Annotated in this window: 19 protein-coding genes and 2 pseudogenes; 13 read left to right on the forward strand and 8 right to left on the reverse strand. The window is 43.7% G+C overall.

Annotation, left to right across the window (positions count from 1 at the left end; genetic code table 11):
• Positions 1-46 precede the first annotated feature (46 nt).
• Positions 47-388, reverse strand: a complete 342-nt coding sequence (locus VL20_RS06945) for a hypothetical protein (RefSeq protein WP_002734498.1) — start codon at positions 386-388, stop codon at positions 47-49.
• A gap of 12 nt (positions 389-400) precedes the next feature.
• On the opposite strand from VL20_RS06945, the gene holB reads away from it, so the two are divergent.
• Entirely contained in the window at positions 401-1,366 is a 966-nt protein-coding gene (gene holB, locus VL20_RS06950; protein ID WP_002787161.1) for a DNA polymerase III subunit delta', read from the forward strand.
• 37 nt (positions 1,367-1,403) lie between these two features.
• Positions 1,404-1,616, forward strand: a complete 213-nt coding sequence (locus VL20_RS06955; RefSeq protein ID WP_052276040.1) for a hypothetical protein — start codon at positions 1,404-1,406, stop codon at positions 1,614-1,616.
• Positions 1,617-2,047: 431 nt separating this feature from the next.
• On the opposite strand, the gene ftsH2 is transcribed toward VL20_RS06955, so the two are convergent.
• Positions 2,048-3,934: an ATP-dependent zinc metalloprotease FtsH2 gene (gene ftsH2, locus VL20_RS06960; RefSeq protein ID WP_024970580.1), complete on the reverse strand. Its 1,887-nt coding sequence runs from the start codon at positions 3,932-3,934 to the stop codon at positions 2,048-2,050.
• 603 nt (positions 3,935-4,537) lie between these two features.
• Between ftsH2 and VL20_RS32350 the strand changes: the two genes are divergently transcribed.
• The 3 genes from VL20_RS32350 to VL20_RS06965 all read left to right on the forward strand — a co-directional run bounded on the left by VL20_RS32350 (position 4,538) and on the right by VL20_RS06965 (position 5,911).
• A complete protein-coding gene (locus VL20_RS32350) occupies positions 4,538-4,660 on the forward strand; it encodes a hypothetical protein (RefSeq protein WP_284526155.1) in 123 nt (40 codons plus the stop codon).
• Positions 4,661-4,867: 207 nt separating this feature from the next.
• Positions 4,868-4,963 carry a type II restriction endonuclease gene (locus VL20_RS27540; protein WP_071825022.1) on the forward strand — a complete coding sequence of 32 codons (96 nt, stop codon included), beginning with the start codon at positions 4,868-4,870 and terminating at the stop codon, positions 4,961-4,963.
• A 15-nt stretch (positions 4,964-4,978) separates the two neighbouring features.
• Complete coding sequence (locus VL20_RS06965; protein WP_052276041.1) at positions 4,979-5,911, forward strand: DNA adenine methylase; 933 nt, start codon at positions 4,979-4,981, stop codon at positions 5,909-5,911.
• A gap of 35 nt (positions 5,912-5,946) precedes the next feature.
• On the opposite strand, the gene VL20_RS06970 is transcribed toward VL20_RS06965, so the two are convergent.
• Positions 5,947-6,246, reverse strand: coding sequence for a hypothetical protein (locus VL20_RS06970; protein ID WP_002759071.1), 300 nt, complete (start codon positions 6,244-6,246; stop codon positions 5,947-5,949).
• A 218-nt stretch (positions 6,247-6,464) separates the two neighbouring features.
• Between VL20_RS06970 and psbX the strand changes: the two genes are divergently transcribed.
• Complete coding sequence (gene psbX, locus VL20_RS27545; protein WP_002759073.1) at positions 6,465-6,584, forward strand: photosystem II reaction center X protein; 120 nt, start codon at positions 6,465-6,467, stop codon at positions 6,582-6,584.
• Positions 6,585-6,626: 42 nt separating this feature from the next.
• Here psbX and VL20_RS06975 read toward each other — a convergent pair whose 3' ends face one another.
• Positions 6,627-7,274, reverse strand: coding sequence for a ComF family protein (locus VL20_RS06975; RefSeq protein WP_052276042.1), 648 nt, complete (start codon positions 7,272-7,274; stop codon positions 6,627-6,629).
• A complete protein-coding gene (locus VL20_RS06980; RefSeq protein WP_002787171.1) occupies positions 7,243-7,542 on the reverse strand; it encodes a DUF1816 domain-containing protein in 300 nt (99 codons plus the stop codon). Before VL20_RS06980 ends, VL20_RS06975 begins: the two co-directional genes overlap by 32 nt.
• Before the next feature lie 254 nt (positions 7,543-7,796).
• Here VL20_RS06980 and VL20_RS06985 point away from each other — a divergent pair, with 254 nt between their 5' ends.
• From VL20_RS06985 to VL20_RS07005, 5 genes are all read left to right on the forward strand, one after another.
• Positions 7,797-8,156, forward strand: coding sequence for a ferredoxin thioredoxin reductase catalytic beta subunit (locus VL20_RS06985; protein ID WP_052276043.1), 360 nt, complete (start codon positions 7,797-7,799; stop codon positions 8,154-8,156).
• 9 nt (positions 8,157-8,165) lie between these two features.
• Positions 8,166-8,591 (forward strand): DUF309 domain-containing protein, encoded by a 426-nt coding sequence (locus tag VL20_RS06990; RefSeq protein ID WP_052276044.1) that lies wholly within the window; start codon positions 8,166-8,168, stop codon positions 8,589-8,591.
• A 49-nt stretch (positions 8,592-8,640) separates the two neighbouring features.
• Entirely contained in the window at positions 8,641-9,141 is a 501-nt protein-coding gene (locus VL20_RS06995; RefSeq protein WP_052276045.1) for an LptA/OstA family protein, read from the forward strand.
• Between the two features lie 212 nt (positions 9,142-9,353).
• Entirely contained in the window at positions 9,354-10,082 is a 729-nt protein-coding gene (gene lptB, locus VL20_RS07000) for an LPS export ABC transporter ATP-binding protein (RefSeq protein WP_052276046.1), read from the forward strand.
• A gap of 32 nt (positions 10,083-10,114) precedes the next feature.
• Positions 10,115-11,284, forward strand: coding sequence for an LptF/LptG family permease (locus VL20_RS07005; protein WP_002787175.1), 1,170 nt, complete (start codon positions 10,115-10,117; stop codon positions 11,282-11,284).
• A 36-nt stretch (positions 11,285-11,320) separates the two neighbouring features.
• On the opposite strand, the gene rsmI is transcribed toward VL20_RS07005, so the two are convergent.
• A complete protein-coding gene (rsmI, locus tag VL20_RS07010) occupies positions 11,321-12,160 on the reverse strand; it encodes a 16S rRNA (cytidine(1402)-2'-O)-methyltransferase (RefSeq protein WP_052276047.1) in 840 nt (279 codons plus the stop codon).
• Positions 12,161-12,542: 382 nt separating this feature from the next.
• Between rsmI and VL20_RS27555 the strand changes: the two genes are divergently transcribed.
• Together VL20_RS27555 and VL20_RS07015 are read left to right on the forward strand one after the other, a co-directional pair.
• Positions 12,543-12,659, forward strand: a complete 117-nt coding sequence (locus tag VL20_RS27555; protein ID WP_002732356.1) for a photosystem II reaction center protein I — start codon at positions 12,543-12,545, stop codon at positions 12,657-12,659.
• A 140-nt stretch (positions 12,660-12,799) separates the two neighbouring features.
• Positions 12,800-15,193 (forward strand): DUF3769 domain-containing protein, encoded by a 2,394-nt coding sequence (locus VL20_RS07015; RefSeq protein WP_052276048.1) that lies wholly within the window; start codon positions 12,800-12,802, stop codon positions 15,191-15,193.
• A 458-nt stretch (positions 15,194-15,651) separates the two neighbouring features.
• Here VL20_RS07015 and VL20_RS27560 read toward each other — a convergent pair.
• Together VL20_RS27560 and VL20_RS27565 are read right to left on the reverse strand one after the other, a co-directional pair.
• Positions 15,652-16,161 (reverse strand): annotated as a pseudogene (locus VL20_RS27560) (ISAs1-like element ISMae8 family transposase); the annotation flags it as partial.
• A 117-nt stretch (positions 16,162-16,278) separates the two neighbouring features.
• Positions 16,279-16,863: pseudogene (locus tag VL20_RS27565) on the reverse strand (ISAs1 family transposase); the annotation flags it as partial.
• Positions 16,864-17,127 lie beyond the last annotated feature (264 nt).

Here is a 17,127-nt window from a genome sequence, read left to right on the forward strand (position 1 = left end):
TTTTGTCCCTGTCTTTGTCAGTTGACGGAGACAGGAACAAATCGGGTTAAGCGGTAATTCTGGTCAGGGATTGACCTTGATAATTGTTGGTAATAATCTGGTGAATAGATTCAAAAAATCGCCGACAACGATTATTAGTTCTCAGGGGCAATTCATGATTTTTTACCAATAAATCGATCTGAAGTTCCGAGCTAGTGGGAGGATGAATAAACAATTCCACTTTCACTAACTGGGGAAAGAAAGCATCGTTAGGAACTTCCGATAAAAGCAAGACATCGGTCCGGCGCTTGATGATTTCAAATTCACCCAAACTTAATATATCATCGTATAAAAACCCGGTCTGATGAGGAGAAATCCCGACAAAATAGGAACAGCAATAGCGAGCCATGGCAGGGAAAAGATGATAAATTGGTCAAGGTTAATCGGTCAAAATCAGGCCATTGAACTACTACAAAGAGCGCTTGAAGTCAATTCGATCGCTCCCGCTTACTTATTCGCCGGCGCTAAGGGGATTGGACGCAATCTAGCAGCAAAATGTTTCTGTCAAGACTTGTTAACTAGAGATCGATCTCCGGAAACAAGGGAATTAATCCTGAAACGCTTTTTAGGGGGCAATCATCCCGATTTACTCTGGATTGAACCCACTTATCAACACCAAGGCAAACTGCTCACCGCAAAAGAAGCACAGGAAAGCAATCTCAAGCGAAAAGCTCCCCCGCAAATCCGCATCGAACAAATTCGCGAGATTACTAACTTTTTAAGTCGTCCTCCCCTCGAATCGGCCCGCTCTGTGGTGGTAATCGAGGAAGCAGACACCATGACCGAATCGGCGGCAAATGCGCTCTTAAAAACGCTTGAGGAACCGGGAAAAGCCACTTTAATCCTAATTGCTCCCAGTCCCTCCTCTTTACTACCGACTCTCGTTTCTCGCTGTCAACACATCCCTTTTCAGCGTCTTTCGGAAGAAAATCTCGCTCAAGTCCTGCGCTCTAACGGACACGCTCGCGTTCTCAATTATCCGGCAATTCTCGGTTTAGCTCAAGGTAGCCCAGGAGAAGCGATCGCCGCTTTAGAGTTTCTCGACAGTCTCCCCCAAGATTTACCGCGATCTTTGAGCAAGTTTCCCCTAAAACTCTCCCAAGCGCTGGAATTAGCCAAAATTATCGCTCAAACTCTTGACACGGAAACCCAATTATGGTATGTGAGTTATCTTCAGTATGAGGATTGGCAACGACGACGAGAGCGATCGATTTTAGAAATCTTGGAAAAAACCCGCCGGCAGCTGTTAGCCTACGTTCAACCCCGTTTAGTCTGGGAATGCACTTTCTTGGCATTAGCCAAGCTATCCACCGCCCAAAAGTCTTAAAATTGTTATATTTATCGATCGAGTGGGGAGAAAGACTATGAAAATCAAATCCTTAGTTTTGCTGATTCTGTTAACCTTGACTACGGTTTTAGGCGCTTGTCAGGGAGCAAAAGAAGCCGAAGAACCGAAAAACGTCCCTACAACGGTGGAATCGCCGCAAACAGACGAAGATAGCGATAAAGACGGGGAAAATCGGCAAAAAGACGATGATAATGACCAGAATAAAGACGATGACGATGACGATGACTAGGGTTTGCGGCAAAAAGTTTGTTGGTGGGGTTAGGAGTCAGTAGCCAGTAGTCAGTAGTCAGGAGAATTAAGAATGAATAATAAGCAATTAAATCGTCTATTTACAGATTTTACGCCATTTAATCCTTATTTTTGCCGTTTTTGAACCCTTAACTAGGGTTTGCGGCAAAAAGTACGGGCGAAGCATTCGGTTAGAAAATCTACGGTTTCACCGATAGGTTATTGTCCGAATGCTTCGCCCCTACAGGACGCGGGCCGATGAAGACGCAAGGTTTTGAACGACGATTCTCTCAAAATCTTGCACCTGTTTCGCGAAAAAAGCCACAAAACTCTTACCTTGCCTACATTTCACATTTATTCAGCAAACCCTAACTAGCATAAAAAAATCGGGTGAGTCTTAACCCACCCGATCGCCTATAGATTGAAATCAACCTATAACTGTGGTACAAACTGTTCTTTTTCGGGAACGTAGGCGTATTCAGCCACAATCTGCCGGAATTCTTCCCCATTGATCGTTTCTTTTTCGATCAGCAGGTCCACCACTCGATCGATCACTTCGCGATGATCCCGGACAATTTGCCGAGAAATTTCATGACAGTGTTCCACGATCGATCGCACCTGATCATCGATGCGAGTAGCGACCTTCTCAGAATACTCGGAACGAGTCATCAAACCGCCACCGAGGAACACTTCACCCCCTTGACTTTCTAGGGACAAAGGACCCAAATCGCTCATCCCGAAACGAGTCACCATCTGACGCGCCATATCAGAAACCTGCTGTAAATCGCCACCGGCACCGGTAGTCACCTCATCATAGCCGAAGATTTCTTCCTCGGCCGCCCGACCACCTAAAGCACCGGAAATCCGGGCCATTAACTGCGCTTTCGTGGTTAAACCCTGTTCTTCGTTGGGAGTGAACCAAGTTAAACCCTGGGCCTGTCCCCGGGGAATCAGAGTCACTTTCTGAACGGGATCGTGATCTTTTAAGAGCGTACCCACGATCGCATGGCCCACTTCATGGTAAGCGATTAGGCGCTTGCTCTTGCTATCGACTAAAGGAGTACCTTCCATACCCGCAATAACACGATCCACTGCGTCATCTATCTCTAGGAGGGTAATGGCATCTTTACGACGACGGGCGGTTAAAATTGCCGCTTCGTTGAGTAAATTGGCTAAATCTGCGCCACTGAACCCCGGAGTGCGACGGGCGATCGCTTCGATGGAAACGTCGTTGGCCAGCTTTTTATTGCGGGCGTGAACGTCTAAAATCTCTAAACGACCTTTAAAATCGGGCGCATCGACGGTTACTTGGCGATCAAAACGGCCCGGACGCATGAGAGCGGAATCGAGAACATCGGGGCGGTTAGTGGCGGCAATGATGATAATTCCCGTATTCCCCTCGAAACCGTCCATTTCTGTCAATAATTGGTTTAGGGTTTGTTCCCGTTCATCGTTACCACCACCGATACCGGCACCCCGTTGACGACCTACTGCGTCAATTTCATCGATAAATATTAAACAGGGAGCATTTTCCTTGGCTTTTTTGAACAAATCGCGCACGCGAGAAGCACCGACACCGACAAACATTTCCACAAATTCCGAACCGGAAATGCTGAAGAAAGGCACACCCGCTTCACCGGCGATCGCTTTAGCTAACAGGGTTTTACCCGTACCCGGAGGACCAACTAACAGGACTCCTTTGGGGATTTTGGCACCAACGGCGGTAAATTTCTCCGGTTGTTTGAGGAAAGTGACGACTTCCTGTAATTCTTCCTTCGCTTCGTCAATTCCTGCCACATCATCAAAGGTGATGCCAGTTTTTGCTTCCATCTGGAAACGAGCTTTTGATTTGCCAAAACTCATGGCTTGACCGGGGCCGCCTGGCATATTATTAGAACGGCGGAACAGGAAAAAGAGAGCGGCAATCAGCAAAAAGGGGAAAAGTAGATTACCGAGGAATCCCCACCAAGCACCGTCATTCCGCATCGGGTGTGCATCGAAACTAATTTTAGAATCGCGTAAACGGGCGATTAAATCGGGGGAATTGGCTGGTAAATCGACCCGTAGGCGTTGTACTCGGTTTTCTAGTTCTGGATCTAGGGCCTGTACGATCGCGGTTCTGCCACCTTCGTAGAGATCGACGCTAACAACCCTACCACTGTCTAGGTATTCTAGAAAGCGTCCGTAGGTCATGCGGGTACTGGCGGTGTTATTGCCGATATTACTGGTGGCGGTGGCAAAAGTGCCTTGCCAGAGGAAAAAACCGACCACAAGGGCGGGCAATGTCCACAGTAAAATCGTTTTCCAGGATAGTTTCATGTTTGTTTAGTGGTTCTAGGATAAAGATTTTTGCTTAACTCATTTAGCTGTTTTTGTCAAGGATTTTACGTTATTTTTTCGAGATTAATCCCCGCAGCCAATTAAATCTTAACTAAATGTAACGTAATTCTCATAATTCTGACAAGAATGGTGACGAGAGATTTTTTAGTTCATTTGTTCTAGCAAGAGTCTCATGGTTTCTGCGAGCAGCTGTACTGAATTTAAACTGCTTAAAGGTAAGTAGGGAGGCACAATTATTTGTAGGATGGGTTAGCGGTAGCGTAACATGAGCGGGCGTTGGGTTTCATGCTTCAACCCAACCTACCTTCTATCCAACAAGGTTTTTAGATTTATTCAGCAGACCCTAAGTAGGGAGGCACAATTATTTGTAGGATGGGTTAGCGGTAGCGTAACCCATGCGGGCGTTGGGTTTCATGCTTCAACCCAACCTACCTTCTATCCAACAAGGTTTTTAGATTTATTCAGCAGACCCTAAGTAGGGAGGCACAATTATTTGTAGGATGGGTTAGCGGTAGCGGGCGTTGGGTTTCATGCTTCAACCCAACCTACCTACCTTCTATTGATACGAAAATCATCTTCAAAATCCTAGAATTGCTTCTTTTTCCCATATTTGATAATTTTGCTAGATGTAACCAATTAAAGATAGAGGGGTGTATCTCACTTATGCAGAAATACCAACAATCAGCAATTATCAGTGACCCTTAAATTATTACAGATATATCAGCAGCTACCTGTAAGCATCCCACCGAAAAACTAATGCGCTCCGAGGTTTGGGGGCGGCACTTCGACACGCTCAGTGGCCGCGCCACGCACCCAACGGGGGGTTTGGGTAGGGTTGATTCATGAATCAACCCTACTATAGAGTTCTTGCATAATTAATTTTTGAGAGGGCAAAAATGAGATGCACCCAAGATAGAGTTAGTATCTCAACAAAATTTTTACCCTGATTTAACCTTTATTCACGAGCCAACAGGAGCTAAGTTTGCTGTGGATAGAGATTACTATTGATGAGGAGAGTGTTTAGTGAAGTTAACGCCACTTGTGCCACCGATTAAGTGTCAAGGAATTAAAACTAAATTGGTGAAAGATATTAAAAATATTGTGTCTGATCTTAGCTTTGGGCGTTGGATAGAACCCTTTTCTGGATCGGGGGTGGTGGCTTTTAATATTAATCCCAAAAAGGCTTTACTTGCGGACACAAATACTCATATTATCCAGTTTTATAATAATCTAAAAAATCAAGTTATTACCAGTAAAACTGTGAAGCTTTTTTTGCAAGAAAATGGTCAAGTTCTTAAGGAACAGGGAGAAAGTTATTATTATCAGGTACGAGAAAGATTTAATCAAGCTCCTAATTCTCTGGATTTTTTATTTCTCAATCGCTCCTGTTTTAATGGCGTGATGAGATTCAATCGTAAGGGACAGTTTAACGTACCTTACTGTCATAAATCAGAGCGATTTTCTCAAGCATATATTACCAAAATAGTCAATCAAGTTATTGCCCTAGAAAATATTCTTATTAAAACTGATTATAATTTTCAAGTTGCTGACTTTCGAGAGACTTTATCTGATTGGCAAAAAACAGACTTGATCTATCTCGATCCTCCTTATTTAGGGAGACACACCGATTATTTTAACTCTTGGTCTGAAGAGGATGAAGATTGTTTGGTGACTATTTTAAAGGATATTTCTTGTCGGTTTATTTTGTCCACTTGGCACAGTAATCAGTTTAGAAGCAATCCTTTAATTAAAAAAAATTGGAGTGCTGATCAGTTTTATATCTATACTAAACAGCATTTTTATCATGTGGGTTCCACAGAAAAATTACGTCATCCGATCACCGAAGCACTCATTACTAACTTTAACATTCCCTTCTTGCCAGAGCGAGGAACTGATTTGCAACAACTGTCATTATTGCCATCGACAGCAGAAAATGAGGGAGTGAGAACAGTCTAGAAGATGCCTAGTTGCTAATTCTCACTCCTTACTATTTATCCTTGGCTTTGGCGTAGATGGTCATTAATTTGGCGTTTACGCTTTTCTTCGGGGGCAGTGCTAGTAATTTCGCCAAAATCTTGACTACTCATGGAAAGATGGGACATTATCTTTCTTTTGCGCTCTTTAGCAGTTAATTCCGGTGAAGGAGTTACTGGAGGCGGCGCTGCCACGGGTTCCGCTGCCACCGGAGGAGTTTCCACAATTGGCAGCGGTTTTTTGGGAATATAGTCAGCACCAGTGGTACTTCTGGAGAGATGATCGAGAATGCGCCGTTTGCGATCGTCAGTAGCCATAAAAATCTTTGCCAATCTAGTTTAAAGTTTTGTAACTATCACCTATTGTCAAACATCCCTATCCCCTTGAGAAGTCAAGGGAGACTTTATCTTGAGGGATTGAAGACATATAAAACCTGCGATCGCATCTATCTGGTCGTGGAAGTGGAGGTCTTCTCGCCCAAGGTGATAAGATAAAAAACTAAGTCTTTGAAAATATGACAAAGGATTTATCTATCATGACACCCTCTTTAGCTAACTTTCTCTGGAGCCTTGTTTTAGGTGCGGCTATCGTCCTGATCCCTGCCACTATCGGCTTGATTTTCATCAGTCAATACGACAAGATCAAACGGACTTAATTTAAAATCCTAAAATGCCTAGACCGATTCCGTCTGGGCATTTTAGCTAATTTTGGAACTGGCAAGAGCGATCGCACCGACTACCCGATATCCCTCTGTGCGTAAAACCTGCACGGCTTCCTCGATCGTGGTTCCTGTAGTATAAATATCGTCAATTAAGAGAATCGGTACTGATTTCGGTAAATTTTTCCCCAGTTGAAAAGCCGCTTGCATCGTCTTTTTTCTTTCCTCGGCTGCCAGACTAAATAAAGCTGCCGTGTTCTTAATCCGAATTAATCCGCGACTAGCCAGATGATAACCGGTTAAACGACAAAAACCCTCGCCAATGACTTCTGCTTGATTAAAACCCCTTTCCCTTAATCTTTCTGGGTGGAGAGGGATAGGAATCACCGTCAAACGTTTATCGGTGAGGGGAGGACGCAGCAGCCAAGTTTCCCCCATGCAACTGCCTAGCAAAGAGCCGAGAGCGGGATGGCGATCATATTTCATTTTAGCGATCACCTGTTTTAATTTACCTTCATAGCGTCCCCAGATAAACAGGGGAATAGAACCGTGCCAGAGAAAAAGCGGGTTATTCTGACGATAGGCCTGTAATTGTCGCCCACAATCACGGCAAAGCTCTTGATCGCTCTGCCGTTGACAAAGAGGACAGGGAGACTTAAGAAATAAAGCGAGAAAAGGTTCGAGCATGGGAAGCGAAAGTTTTAGCTAGATCCTGATTTCCATCGTCAAAAACGGTCAAATAATGGGGATTACTCCGCTCGATCGAAAGACTGATTCCTTGCGCTCCTTCGGACTCTAGATCTTGGAGATAACCCCCCTGATGCTGTTGTGCTTCCTCAAAAGAGGCAAAGGGACCAAAATAGTAGGTACAGTGGGGATAAAGGGAGGTAATTTTCAGCCACCAAGGCGTATTATCGTCAGAAATTTTATTTGTCTGCAAGAAAGATAAAATCATGTTCTGGTATTGATAGGGTACAGGGATTGCAGGAATTAAGGATAGGTTTGAGGAACTTTGCCCCCATAATTCCGATTTGCTGGCCAAAAAATCGAGCTTTTGGCCAAAGAGAGTCTTTTTATCGTATTAGATTAACAAGGGGATCGGTCGCAAAATCAAAAGAGATTCTAAAAATTCCCCTCAGCCAAGGGGAAGCGGATCGAGATAGGATAGTAAGGAGTTTTTTTGTAGAAAGCTAAGGGGATCAGATAACTATGAGCCAGATCACGGACACGGATAAGAGTCTTGAGGCGATGAAGAATTTTGCCGAACAGTACGCTAGACGTACAAATACTTACTTCTGTAGCGATCTCTCGGTGACAGCGGTGGTAATTGAGGGGTTAGCGCGTCATAAGGACGAATTAGGCTCTCCTTTATGTCCCTGTCGTCACTACGAAGACAAAGAAGCGGAGGTAAAAAATACTTTCTGGAATTGTCCCTGTGTGCCGATGCGGGAACGGAAAGAATGTCACTGTATGCTATTTATTACCCCCGATAACGAGTTTGCTGGGGAAGAACAGACAATTTCCCTCGACTATATCCAAGAAGTCCGCGAATCGATGAAGGGGCATTAGTTTAGGGTAATGACAGCCAGCGCTTTTGGCCAAGGAATCGACGAATTTAATCGCCAGCAATTCTATGCTTGTCATGATACCCTAGAGGCTTTGTGGATGGAGTCCGCAGAGCCTGAAAAAACCTTTTATCAAGGCATTTTGCAGATTGCTGTCGCTTGTTACCATCTGGAAAATAATAACTGGCGCGGAGCGGTAATTCTTTTGGGAGAAGGGGTTAGACGTTTACAACACTATCAACCCGATTACGAGGGGATCAACGTGACGCATTTGGTGGGGGAGAGTTTGGATCTATTAAACTTTTTACAGAATCTCGATCCCCAAGCTTTACCAGCAGTGCTAGAAGCGATGAAAAGCCATCAGGAACATCCTCATGCCCACCTCGATCGATCTATCTGTTCTCTGCCGAAAATCCTCAAAAGTCATCCCGTTCTCTAAAAAGCTAGATTAGTGAGTCAATACAATTACGTCTATAGGTGACATTTCTATGAGAGCAAGATCCGCAAAAATCAGAGGATGGCTAGTTGCCCTCGTTTCTACTAGCTTAGTCATGGGATTGGGCAATTCTCCCCTAGTCAAAGCACAGCAGAATATCGTACCAGGTAATGCCATGACAGTGCGATCGGATATTCAAGAGGCAAACTCAAAAACGGGCGTAATTACTGCGAGGGGTAACGTACAAGTGTTCTACCCCGCCCGCAAAATGCAGGCCACTTCTGCCCAAGCTCAGTATTTTAGCCGCGAACGTCGTTTAGTGATGACGGGTAATGTTTATGTTTTGCAGGAAGGCAACAGTATCCGCGCTGAAACGATGACTTATCTTGTCGATGAGGGCAGATTTATCGCTACTCCCCAAACCAGTCAGCAGGTGGAGTCAATTTATTTAGTCAAAGATAACGAAACTTCTCCCCAACCGGCAGCCTCCCCGACACCCGCACCCATACCTTCCCCTTCCCTCCCCGCTGCCCCAATTATTAACCCGCAGTGATAGTCAGGAGTCAGGAGACTCCGAGACAGGAGGCAAAAGACAAAAGGCAGTATTCTCCCCACACCCCACACCCCACACCCCACACCCCACACCCTACACCCCACCCCCCCACTTCCCCACACCCCACACCCTACACCCCACCCCCCCACTTCCCCACACCCCACTTCCCCACACCCCACATCCCACACCCCACACCCCAACACTGGATAAAGATGACTTTAGTATTAGAAAATATCCATAAATCCTACGGTAAAAGGCTCGTGGTTAACCGGGTGAGTATTACTGTTGCCCCGGGGGAAATTGTCGGGTTATTAGGACCAAATGGTGCGGGGAAAACCACAACTTTTTATATCGCCACGGGATTAATTAAACCGAATCTAGGACGCGTTTGGCTCGATCAAAAAGAAATTACTAAATTACCCCTTAATCAGAGGGCGCGTCTGGGGATTGGCTATCTGACGCAGCAGGCCAGTATTTTTCGTTATTTAACTGTATCAGAAAATATTCAGTTAGCCCTAGAACAGTCGGGGGTTCCCTTTTCCCAACGGACAAATCGTCTCTATGATTTATTAAAAGAATTTCGCCTCGATAAGATTGTTGGCACTAAAGGCGCTTACGTTTCTGGAGGAGAAAGAAGAAGGACGGAATTAGCTCGCGCTTTAGCGGTGGGAGTCAACGGACCAAGATTTTTGTTATTAGATGAACCCTTCGCTGGGGTGGATCCAATCGCTGTGTCTGAGATTCAAGCGATGATCGCTGGTTTAAGGGATCGTCAGATGGGAATTTTAATTACCGATCACAATGTGCGAGAAACTTTGGCTATCACTAATCGGGCTTATATTATGCGCGAAGGGCAGATTTTAGCGGCGGGAAGTGGCGAAGAACTGTATAATAATCCTCTGGTGCGTCAGTATTATTTGGGTGATAATTTTTTCAGATAATTGTTATTAATAAAAAATCGCTGCATTATATCATGAAAGTTAGCAATTGGCAAGGAAATTTAAGTAGAATACCCGGATTTACCATCTTAGACCGCTATATTTTTGTCGAGTTATTATTGCCCTTTCTATTTGGGATGGGTTTATTCACTTCTTTGGGAGTGGCGATCGGCACTTTATTTGATTTAGTGCGACGGATTACTGAGTCGGGTTTACCTTTTACTTTGGCCCTAAAAATTCTCCTATTAAAAATGCCAGAGTTTATCGTTTTAGCCTTTCCCATGTCGATACTTTTAGCAGCTTTAATGGCCTACAGTCGTTTAGCCAGTGATAGCGAATTAATTGCTTTTAAAAGTATTGGAATTAGTGTTTATCGCCTAATAATTCCCGCCATTGTGCTAAGTTTAATAGTGACGGGATTAACCTACGTTTTTAATGATTATGTGGCCCCGGCTGCCAGTTATGAAGCTAATGCTACCATGACGAAAGCTCTGCGACCAAATCGCAAGTCTTTTATTGAAGATAATATTATTTATCCTGAATACGGCAAAGTGCGGCCACCGGATGGAGGGGAAGCGCAAACGGTATTAAGAAGGTTATTTTATGCCGAAAGATTTAACGGTCAAGAAATGTTAGGGTTAACCATTCTCGATCGCACCCAGCCGGAAGTTAATCAAATTATTACCTCAGAATCAGCTTCTTGGAATATTGAAAAAAATATCTGGGATTTTTATAACGGCACAATTTATCTAATTGATCCTAATGGTTCCTATCGTAATATTGTTCGCTTTCAACATCAACAATTAGCCCTACCTCGTACCCCTTTAGATTTAGCTTTTCGAGGCCGAGATGGTTCAGAAATGACCCTAAGACAAGCGCGGGAATATCTAAAAATACTGGAATTAAGCGGCAATCCCACCAAAATTAGAAAACTACAGGTTCAAATCGAGCAGAAAATATCTTTACCCTTTGTTTGTTTGGTTTTTGGGATGATTGGGGCAGCCTTGGGATTACGTCCCCAAAATTCTAATAAAGCCACCAGTTTTGGTATTTGTATTGTCCTAATTTTCTCCTATTATCTCCTATCTTTTGTCACCAGTTCCTTAGGCATTGGCGGAGTTTTAACCCCCTTGATGGCCGCTTGGTTGCCCAATATTTTAGGATTAACTGCCGGGGGAATTTTGTTACTTCAATCAGCTAAGTAATCGAGGGTTAGCGGTGGGAATAAAAATTGATAATCATCAAATTTCTAGGGCTAATTTGTATAAACGACTGCGGGATAAATTAGTAACTTGTGCTAATTGTCTGCTGGCTTGCGATCGACTAACTCCCCGTTCTATAATTTGTTTTAATTCCCGTTTTAATTCCTCGTCAGATAATTGGATATTATCGGCCTGATCGTTGCCCATAACTACGATCGTAAATTCTCCTTTAGGAGTTTTATTATCCCGATATAAATTAATGGCCTCGGCGATAGTTCCTCGCCAAATTTCTTCGTAAAGCTTGGTTAATTCCCGACCTAAAACTATCTTTCTCGTGGGTCCAAAAGTTTCCCGTAAATCCTCCAAAGTCTTAATAAGTTTGTGAGGTGCTTCATAAAAAACCATCGTTCTCGTCTCGGTTTTTAAACCCTCTAAGCGCTCTTGTTTCAGCTTTTCCTTACCCGGAAGAAATCCTTCAAAACAGAATCTTTCTGTCGGTAATCCCGACACCGCTAAAGCAGTAATTACCGCCGTTACTCCGGGGATGGGAACCACTTCGATCTGAGCTTCTATACAAGCTTTAATTAACTCATAACCCGGGTCAGAAATCCCCGGCATTCCCGCATCAGTAACTAAAGCGATATCCTGACCTTGACTGAGAATATTTAATAACTCATCGAGACGGGAAAGGCGATTATGTTCATGGTAACTAATTTGAGGGGTCGGAATATCAAAATGCTGCAATAATTTGCCCGTGTGTCTGGTATCTTCGGCAGCAATTAGAGAGACTTTTTTGAGAGTTGCCAGGGATCGGAAAGTCAGATCGTCTAAATTACCGATCGGCGTTCCCACCACATATAATTTACCGAGATTATTCATAAATTGGCTAAAAATAGGCTATTTAGTTGTATTTTAAGTGATCAGTAAACAGTAAACAGTAGGCTGATAACCGATCACCGATCACTGATCAGACTGTCCACTAAAAACTCATAAGTAGGGAGGCACAATTATTTGTAGGATAGGTTAGCGGTAGCGTAACATGAGCGGGCGTTGGGTTTCATGCTTCAACCCAACCTACGTTCATCTTATATTTAATTCCACCCACCCACTTATCTGATCACTGATAACTGATAACTGATAACTGACGACTGAAGACTGATCACTTTTCTCTGTTCAGGGATCACTCAAATAGGGTAAAGTAGGTCAAGGTATGCTCACCCCTGTTATTGAATTAATCTAGTCTAAGGAGAACGTCTTAGTAATGTTAACCCTAAAAATCGCCGTTTATATCGTTGTTTCCTTCTTTGTCTTACTTTTTATCTTTGGCTTCCTTTCTGGCGATCCTACCCGTAACCCCGGACGCAAAGACTTTGAGTAGAAGACAATTATCAAACTGGTTCTAGGGTAGAGACACAGGGAACAAGTTATCGGACTTTCCCTGTCTCCCTAGAAATAATGATCGTGGTAGTATCAATGAGGTTCGCTCGTCCTCTATTTCGATCGCCGACTCGTGCAGTCATGTCTTTTTTTTTCTTAGCTGTTGAACCACCTGCCCTGATTAATACTGTAGCTGAACCGGAAACGGAGGAGCGCCAAGTCTCTGAAAGTAGTCCCACGTCTGTAGTTCCCCTCCCTGTCACCCCAGCACCTCTAGAGGCAAAAAAGCCTTCAGCAGAGAGCGTTTCTATTCCCCTCACCGTCACTCCCCCCCCGGAAACCGTCGAGGTAAAACCCTTGGTTCCCGCTCAGGGTATTCCCTTAGAACCTTTACCTAGCAGTGCGGGTGATGCGGCAACTTTAGGAACACCCCTTTCTGTTCAGAATTCTCCACCCCCCGCAGCCGTTGGTGTCACCATTAATCCCGAAACCGAGATAGTTTCAGGATTAAATCAAAAAGCTCTCAACCATAAAAATGGCTCAACTCGGCTATTAGTGCGGAAAAAGGGCGAAAAAACCAGCCAAGAATACTGGATTTCCCTCAATAACAGCCTAGCTCAGACCGCTGCAGTTAATCCAGAAGAGGAAAAGCCTCTAGAATTAGTGGCTGATGAGCAGGAATTTGACCAAAATCGGCAGATTATCACCGCTAGAGGTAATGTCACCCTACGTTTTGCCCAAAGTGTACTAACAGCCGATCGCTTACAGATTAATCTTCCCGAAAAGTTAGCAGTAGCGGAGGGCCAGGTGATCCTAACCCGGGGAGATCAAATCCTGCGCGGCGATCGCTTTGAATATTATTTCGTCCAGGATAGCGGTGTGGTATTTAATGCTAATGGGGAGATTTTTCAACCCAGCACCGCTAGGGATTTACGGCAAACGCTGCCCACGGATGTGGGGGCCAGTAGTTCTTTTGGAACCCTAACCGATCGTTTGGCATTAAATCAACCCTTGCAGAGAATCACGACGGGAGAGGGTTTTCAATTTGTCGTCGGGGGACAGGATCCCAGTCGGCGCGATCGACAGAATATTAGTAGTCCGTCGGGGGGAACGATTAATCGTGTCCGTTTTCAGGCCGAGCGCTTGAATTTTGATGGTAAGGTGTGGAATGCCACTAATGTGCGTCTGACGAATGACCCTTTTTCCCCTCCTGAGTTGGAAGTTCGGGCCAATTCCGCCACTTTTCGCAGTACCGGCCCCTTTACCGATGAGTTGCGGATGAGTAATTCCCAGTTGGTTTTCGATCAACGGGTAGTGGCACCCACTTTTATTAATAGTCTTACCTTCGATCGCCGTCGTCGTCGTCCTTTTTTAATTGCTCCGGGCTATGATGGAGAGGATCGGGGCGGATTTTTCGTAGAAAGTCCCCTAACTTTAGTGGAGACACCGAAGACTCTTTTTGAGTTGACACCCCAATATTTAATTCAAAAAGTCCTCAATCCCGATGCTTTTCCCTCAGCTAACCCCGGAGGTGGTGAAGTTTCACCCCTTAGTCCGAAAGCTTTTGGTTTATTGGGCAATTTTGCCACTAATTTTGGTGAGCGCTCGTTTTTTCAGGCGACAGCTTCTTTTTCTAATTTAGATTTGGAACAGATCGAAAATATTGTTCGTTCTAAGATTCGCTTTCAACAGACGATCGGACAGTTGCAGGATCCCTATCTGCTCAATGTGGAGTACAATTATCGCGAGCGTCTCTTTAACGGTTCTTTGGGGTTTCAGACGGTTAATAGCAGTTTTGGGGCAATTTTGACCTCACCGGTGATTGTCGTCCCCAATACGGATATTAGACTCAGTTATCAAGCTTCTGTTCAGAATGTCAACGCACCCACCGATCGCAGTAATCTCTTAGCGGCCAATGCAACGGATAATGTGACTAATTTAAGCCGTTTTCAGGGTGCTGTCTCCCTCAATCGCAGTTTTTTACTCTGGTCTGCCCTTACTTTACCACCGACTCCCGACCAAGGCTTAAGATTTTCTCCTCTTCCCGTTCAACCCTATATTGCTATTGTCACTGGTGTCACTGGTGTCACCAGTTATTACACTAACGGAGAGACGCAAAATTCCGTCACGGGAACTGTGGGATTATTGGGACAGTTTGGGCGTTTTTCCCGCGATTTTTTCGACTATACCGGGTTTAATATCAGTTTTAGTCAGGGTTTAGTTAACGGACAATCACCCTTTTTCTTCGATCGCTTTGTTGATCAACAAACAATGTCCTATGGTATAACTCAACAGGTATATGGTCCGATTCGTGTGGGTTTCCAGAGCATTTACAGTATCGATCAAGCGAAGGAAATCAGTACAGAATATTTTCTCGAATGGAGTCGTCGCACCTATAGTTTAATTTTGCGCTATAACCCGGTGCTGCAGTTGGGAATACTCAACATCCGCGTCTCGGATTTCAACTGGACAGGCAACCCCGGCTATTTTGAGGGTAGCGATGTCCGTCCGGTGGTGGATGGAGTAACCCGTTAAGCTGAGGAGACTCCGAGACAGGAGACTCCGAGACAGGAGAAGGGAGAAGGGACAAGGGAGATGGGGAAAAGGGAGAGGGAATTATGAATGATGAATTATGAAGTGGGGTTTTAGCGATTTTTAGGTCGGGATTACCTCTCATTGAGACTCCCTTGGCTAACTTCTAAGTAGTTGGTTATAATCAAATTAAAAATGGATTATAGGTTCGATCCCCCCTGCCCCTAGGGTTGATTCATTTAAATTAAGTATAGCTGATTTTGAGTCAATAAATTTGACCGAAGATTCTCAAGTTTATCTTTCTCTAACCAAAAGAGTTAGTCACAATAACTAATATTTAATCCTCTGCCAATATTTATTATGAATAAATTGATAAAGCTTGTTCCCAAGCCACTAAAAGCCTATCTCTCTTGAAATTTTCTGAGAGTACATCCTGTTAATTTAGCTAATTTTTCCGCTTCTTACGTCGATAAAACTATCAGTTTTTCCCAACGTTCAGCTAACCACCTCTGTCCCTCTGTTATTGAGAGAAAACCCAAACCTCTGAAAAGATTCAATCCTATAGTTGTGAGAATTGACCAATTGCTGGCCGCTTGAAAATCACTTATCTCGCTTTTATCTTCCTCAAAAATTACATCTTTTACCCAATGTAACTGATTTTCTATTTTCCAATGTCCTCGAATAATTTTAGCAAATACTTGAGCGGATTCAGTTAGGCTACTGATATAGTAAGCTGTTTCTTCATAGGTTTTATCCCCGCGACTACCCCTTCTTTCTACTTTAATAACTCTTCGCAGATTTTCAAACCCTTGTCTTTCATTTTTCCTCACTTTAAAAACTTATATTTTTCTTGATATTTTTCGTCCATGACTATTATCTTGTTCGAGAAAGCAACTTTCTGGCTTTGAGGAATTACTCAGGTCTTGTATTCGCTTATAAAGATTTTTCTGATTTCCTTTAACGGTGATAAGTAGGTGGGTGGAATTAAATATAAAATGAACGTAGGTTGGGTTGAAGCATGAAACCCAACGCCTGCATGGGTTACGCTACCGCTAACCCATCCTACAAATAATTGTGCCTACCTACTTAACATAATCATTTTTACTCTTGGCTATTAAGCTGATTGTTTTTTTCTGACAATGTAAAGCATCGCCAGTAAAAACTTTATTTTGGAGAGAGCAATCCTCAATTATAGCTTGACCTTCGTCGATTTCAGACCCTTTTTTGTTTTCGATTCTTTTTAGGTGTAATACCAAGCCACTTTCTTGACTAAACAATGAGACAAACATGATAAAATTTTGTTGTTCATTGTTGGGATTCTTTCGGGTGTTTTTGAGACTTTTTCCATCCATCCCTAGCCAATTTATATCATCTCTTTGTCCATATTCTTCTAAGGCCCATTCCTTAAACATTTTTAACAAACTCTGCCAGTCAACTCCCATCATTACCCTTCTAATTGTTGAAGAGGATGGGACTCTTTCTGGAATTATGTTAAATTCTTGACTGAGCCTGTGCCGATTATTTTTAGCCAACTCTCCTAGCTCTCTCTAACCTGAGTATCCTAGCATTGTTCCCAGTATTATTACTACTAATACTATCCATAAAGGGTGTCTTTTTCCTTGATCTTTCCGAAAGTCCTTGACTTGTTTCAGTTTTTCTATTAAGCTCAACATATATTTTAAAAGTTGCCGGTCACTTCTCATTTTACCTGATAGTGATCGCTTTTACTTTTGATATTCTGATGGGAGAATGAAACAGCCCTACCCGTTGGGGCGTGGCGCCGCCCCCAAACCCCGGAGCGCATTAGTTTTCCGGTGGGATGCTTACACGCAGCTGCTGATATATTTGTAATAATTTAAAAGTCACTGATAATTGCTGATTGTCCGTATTTCTGCAAATGTGAGATGCAGCCTCAACCCTTTTTTAGTCCTGTTGCT

This window comes from Microcystis panniformis FACHB-1757 (assembly GCF_001264245.1).
GTDB lineage: Bacteria > Cyanobacteriota > Cyanobacteriia > Cyanobacteriales > Microcystaceae > Microcystis > Microcystis panniformis.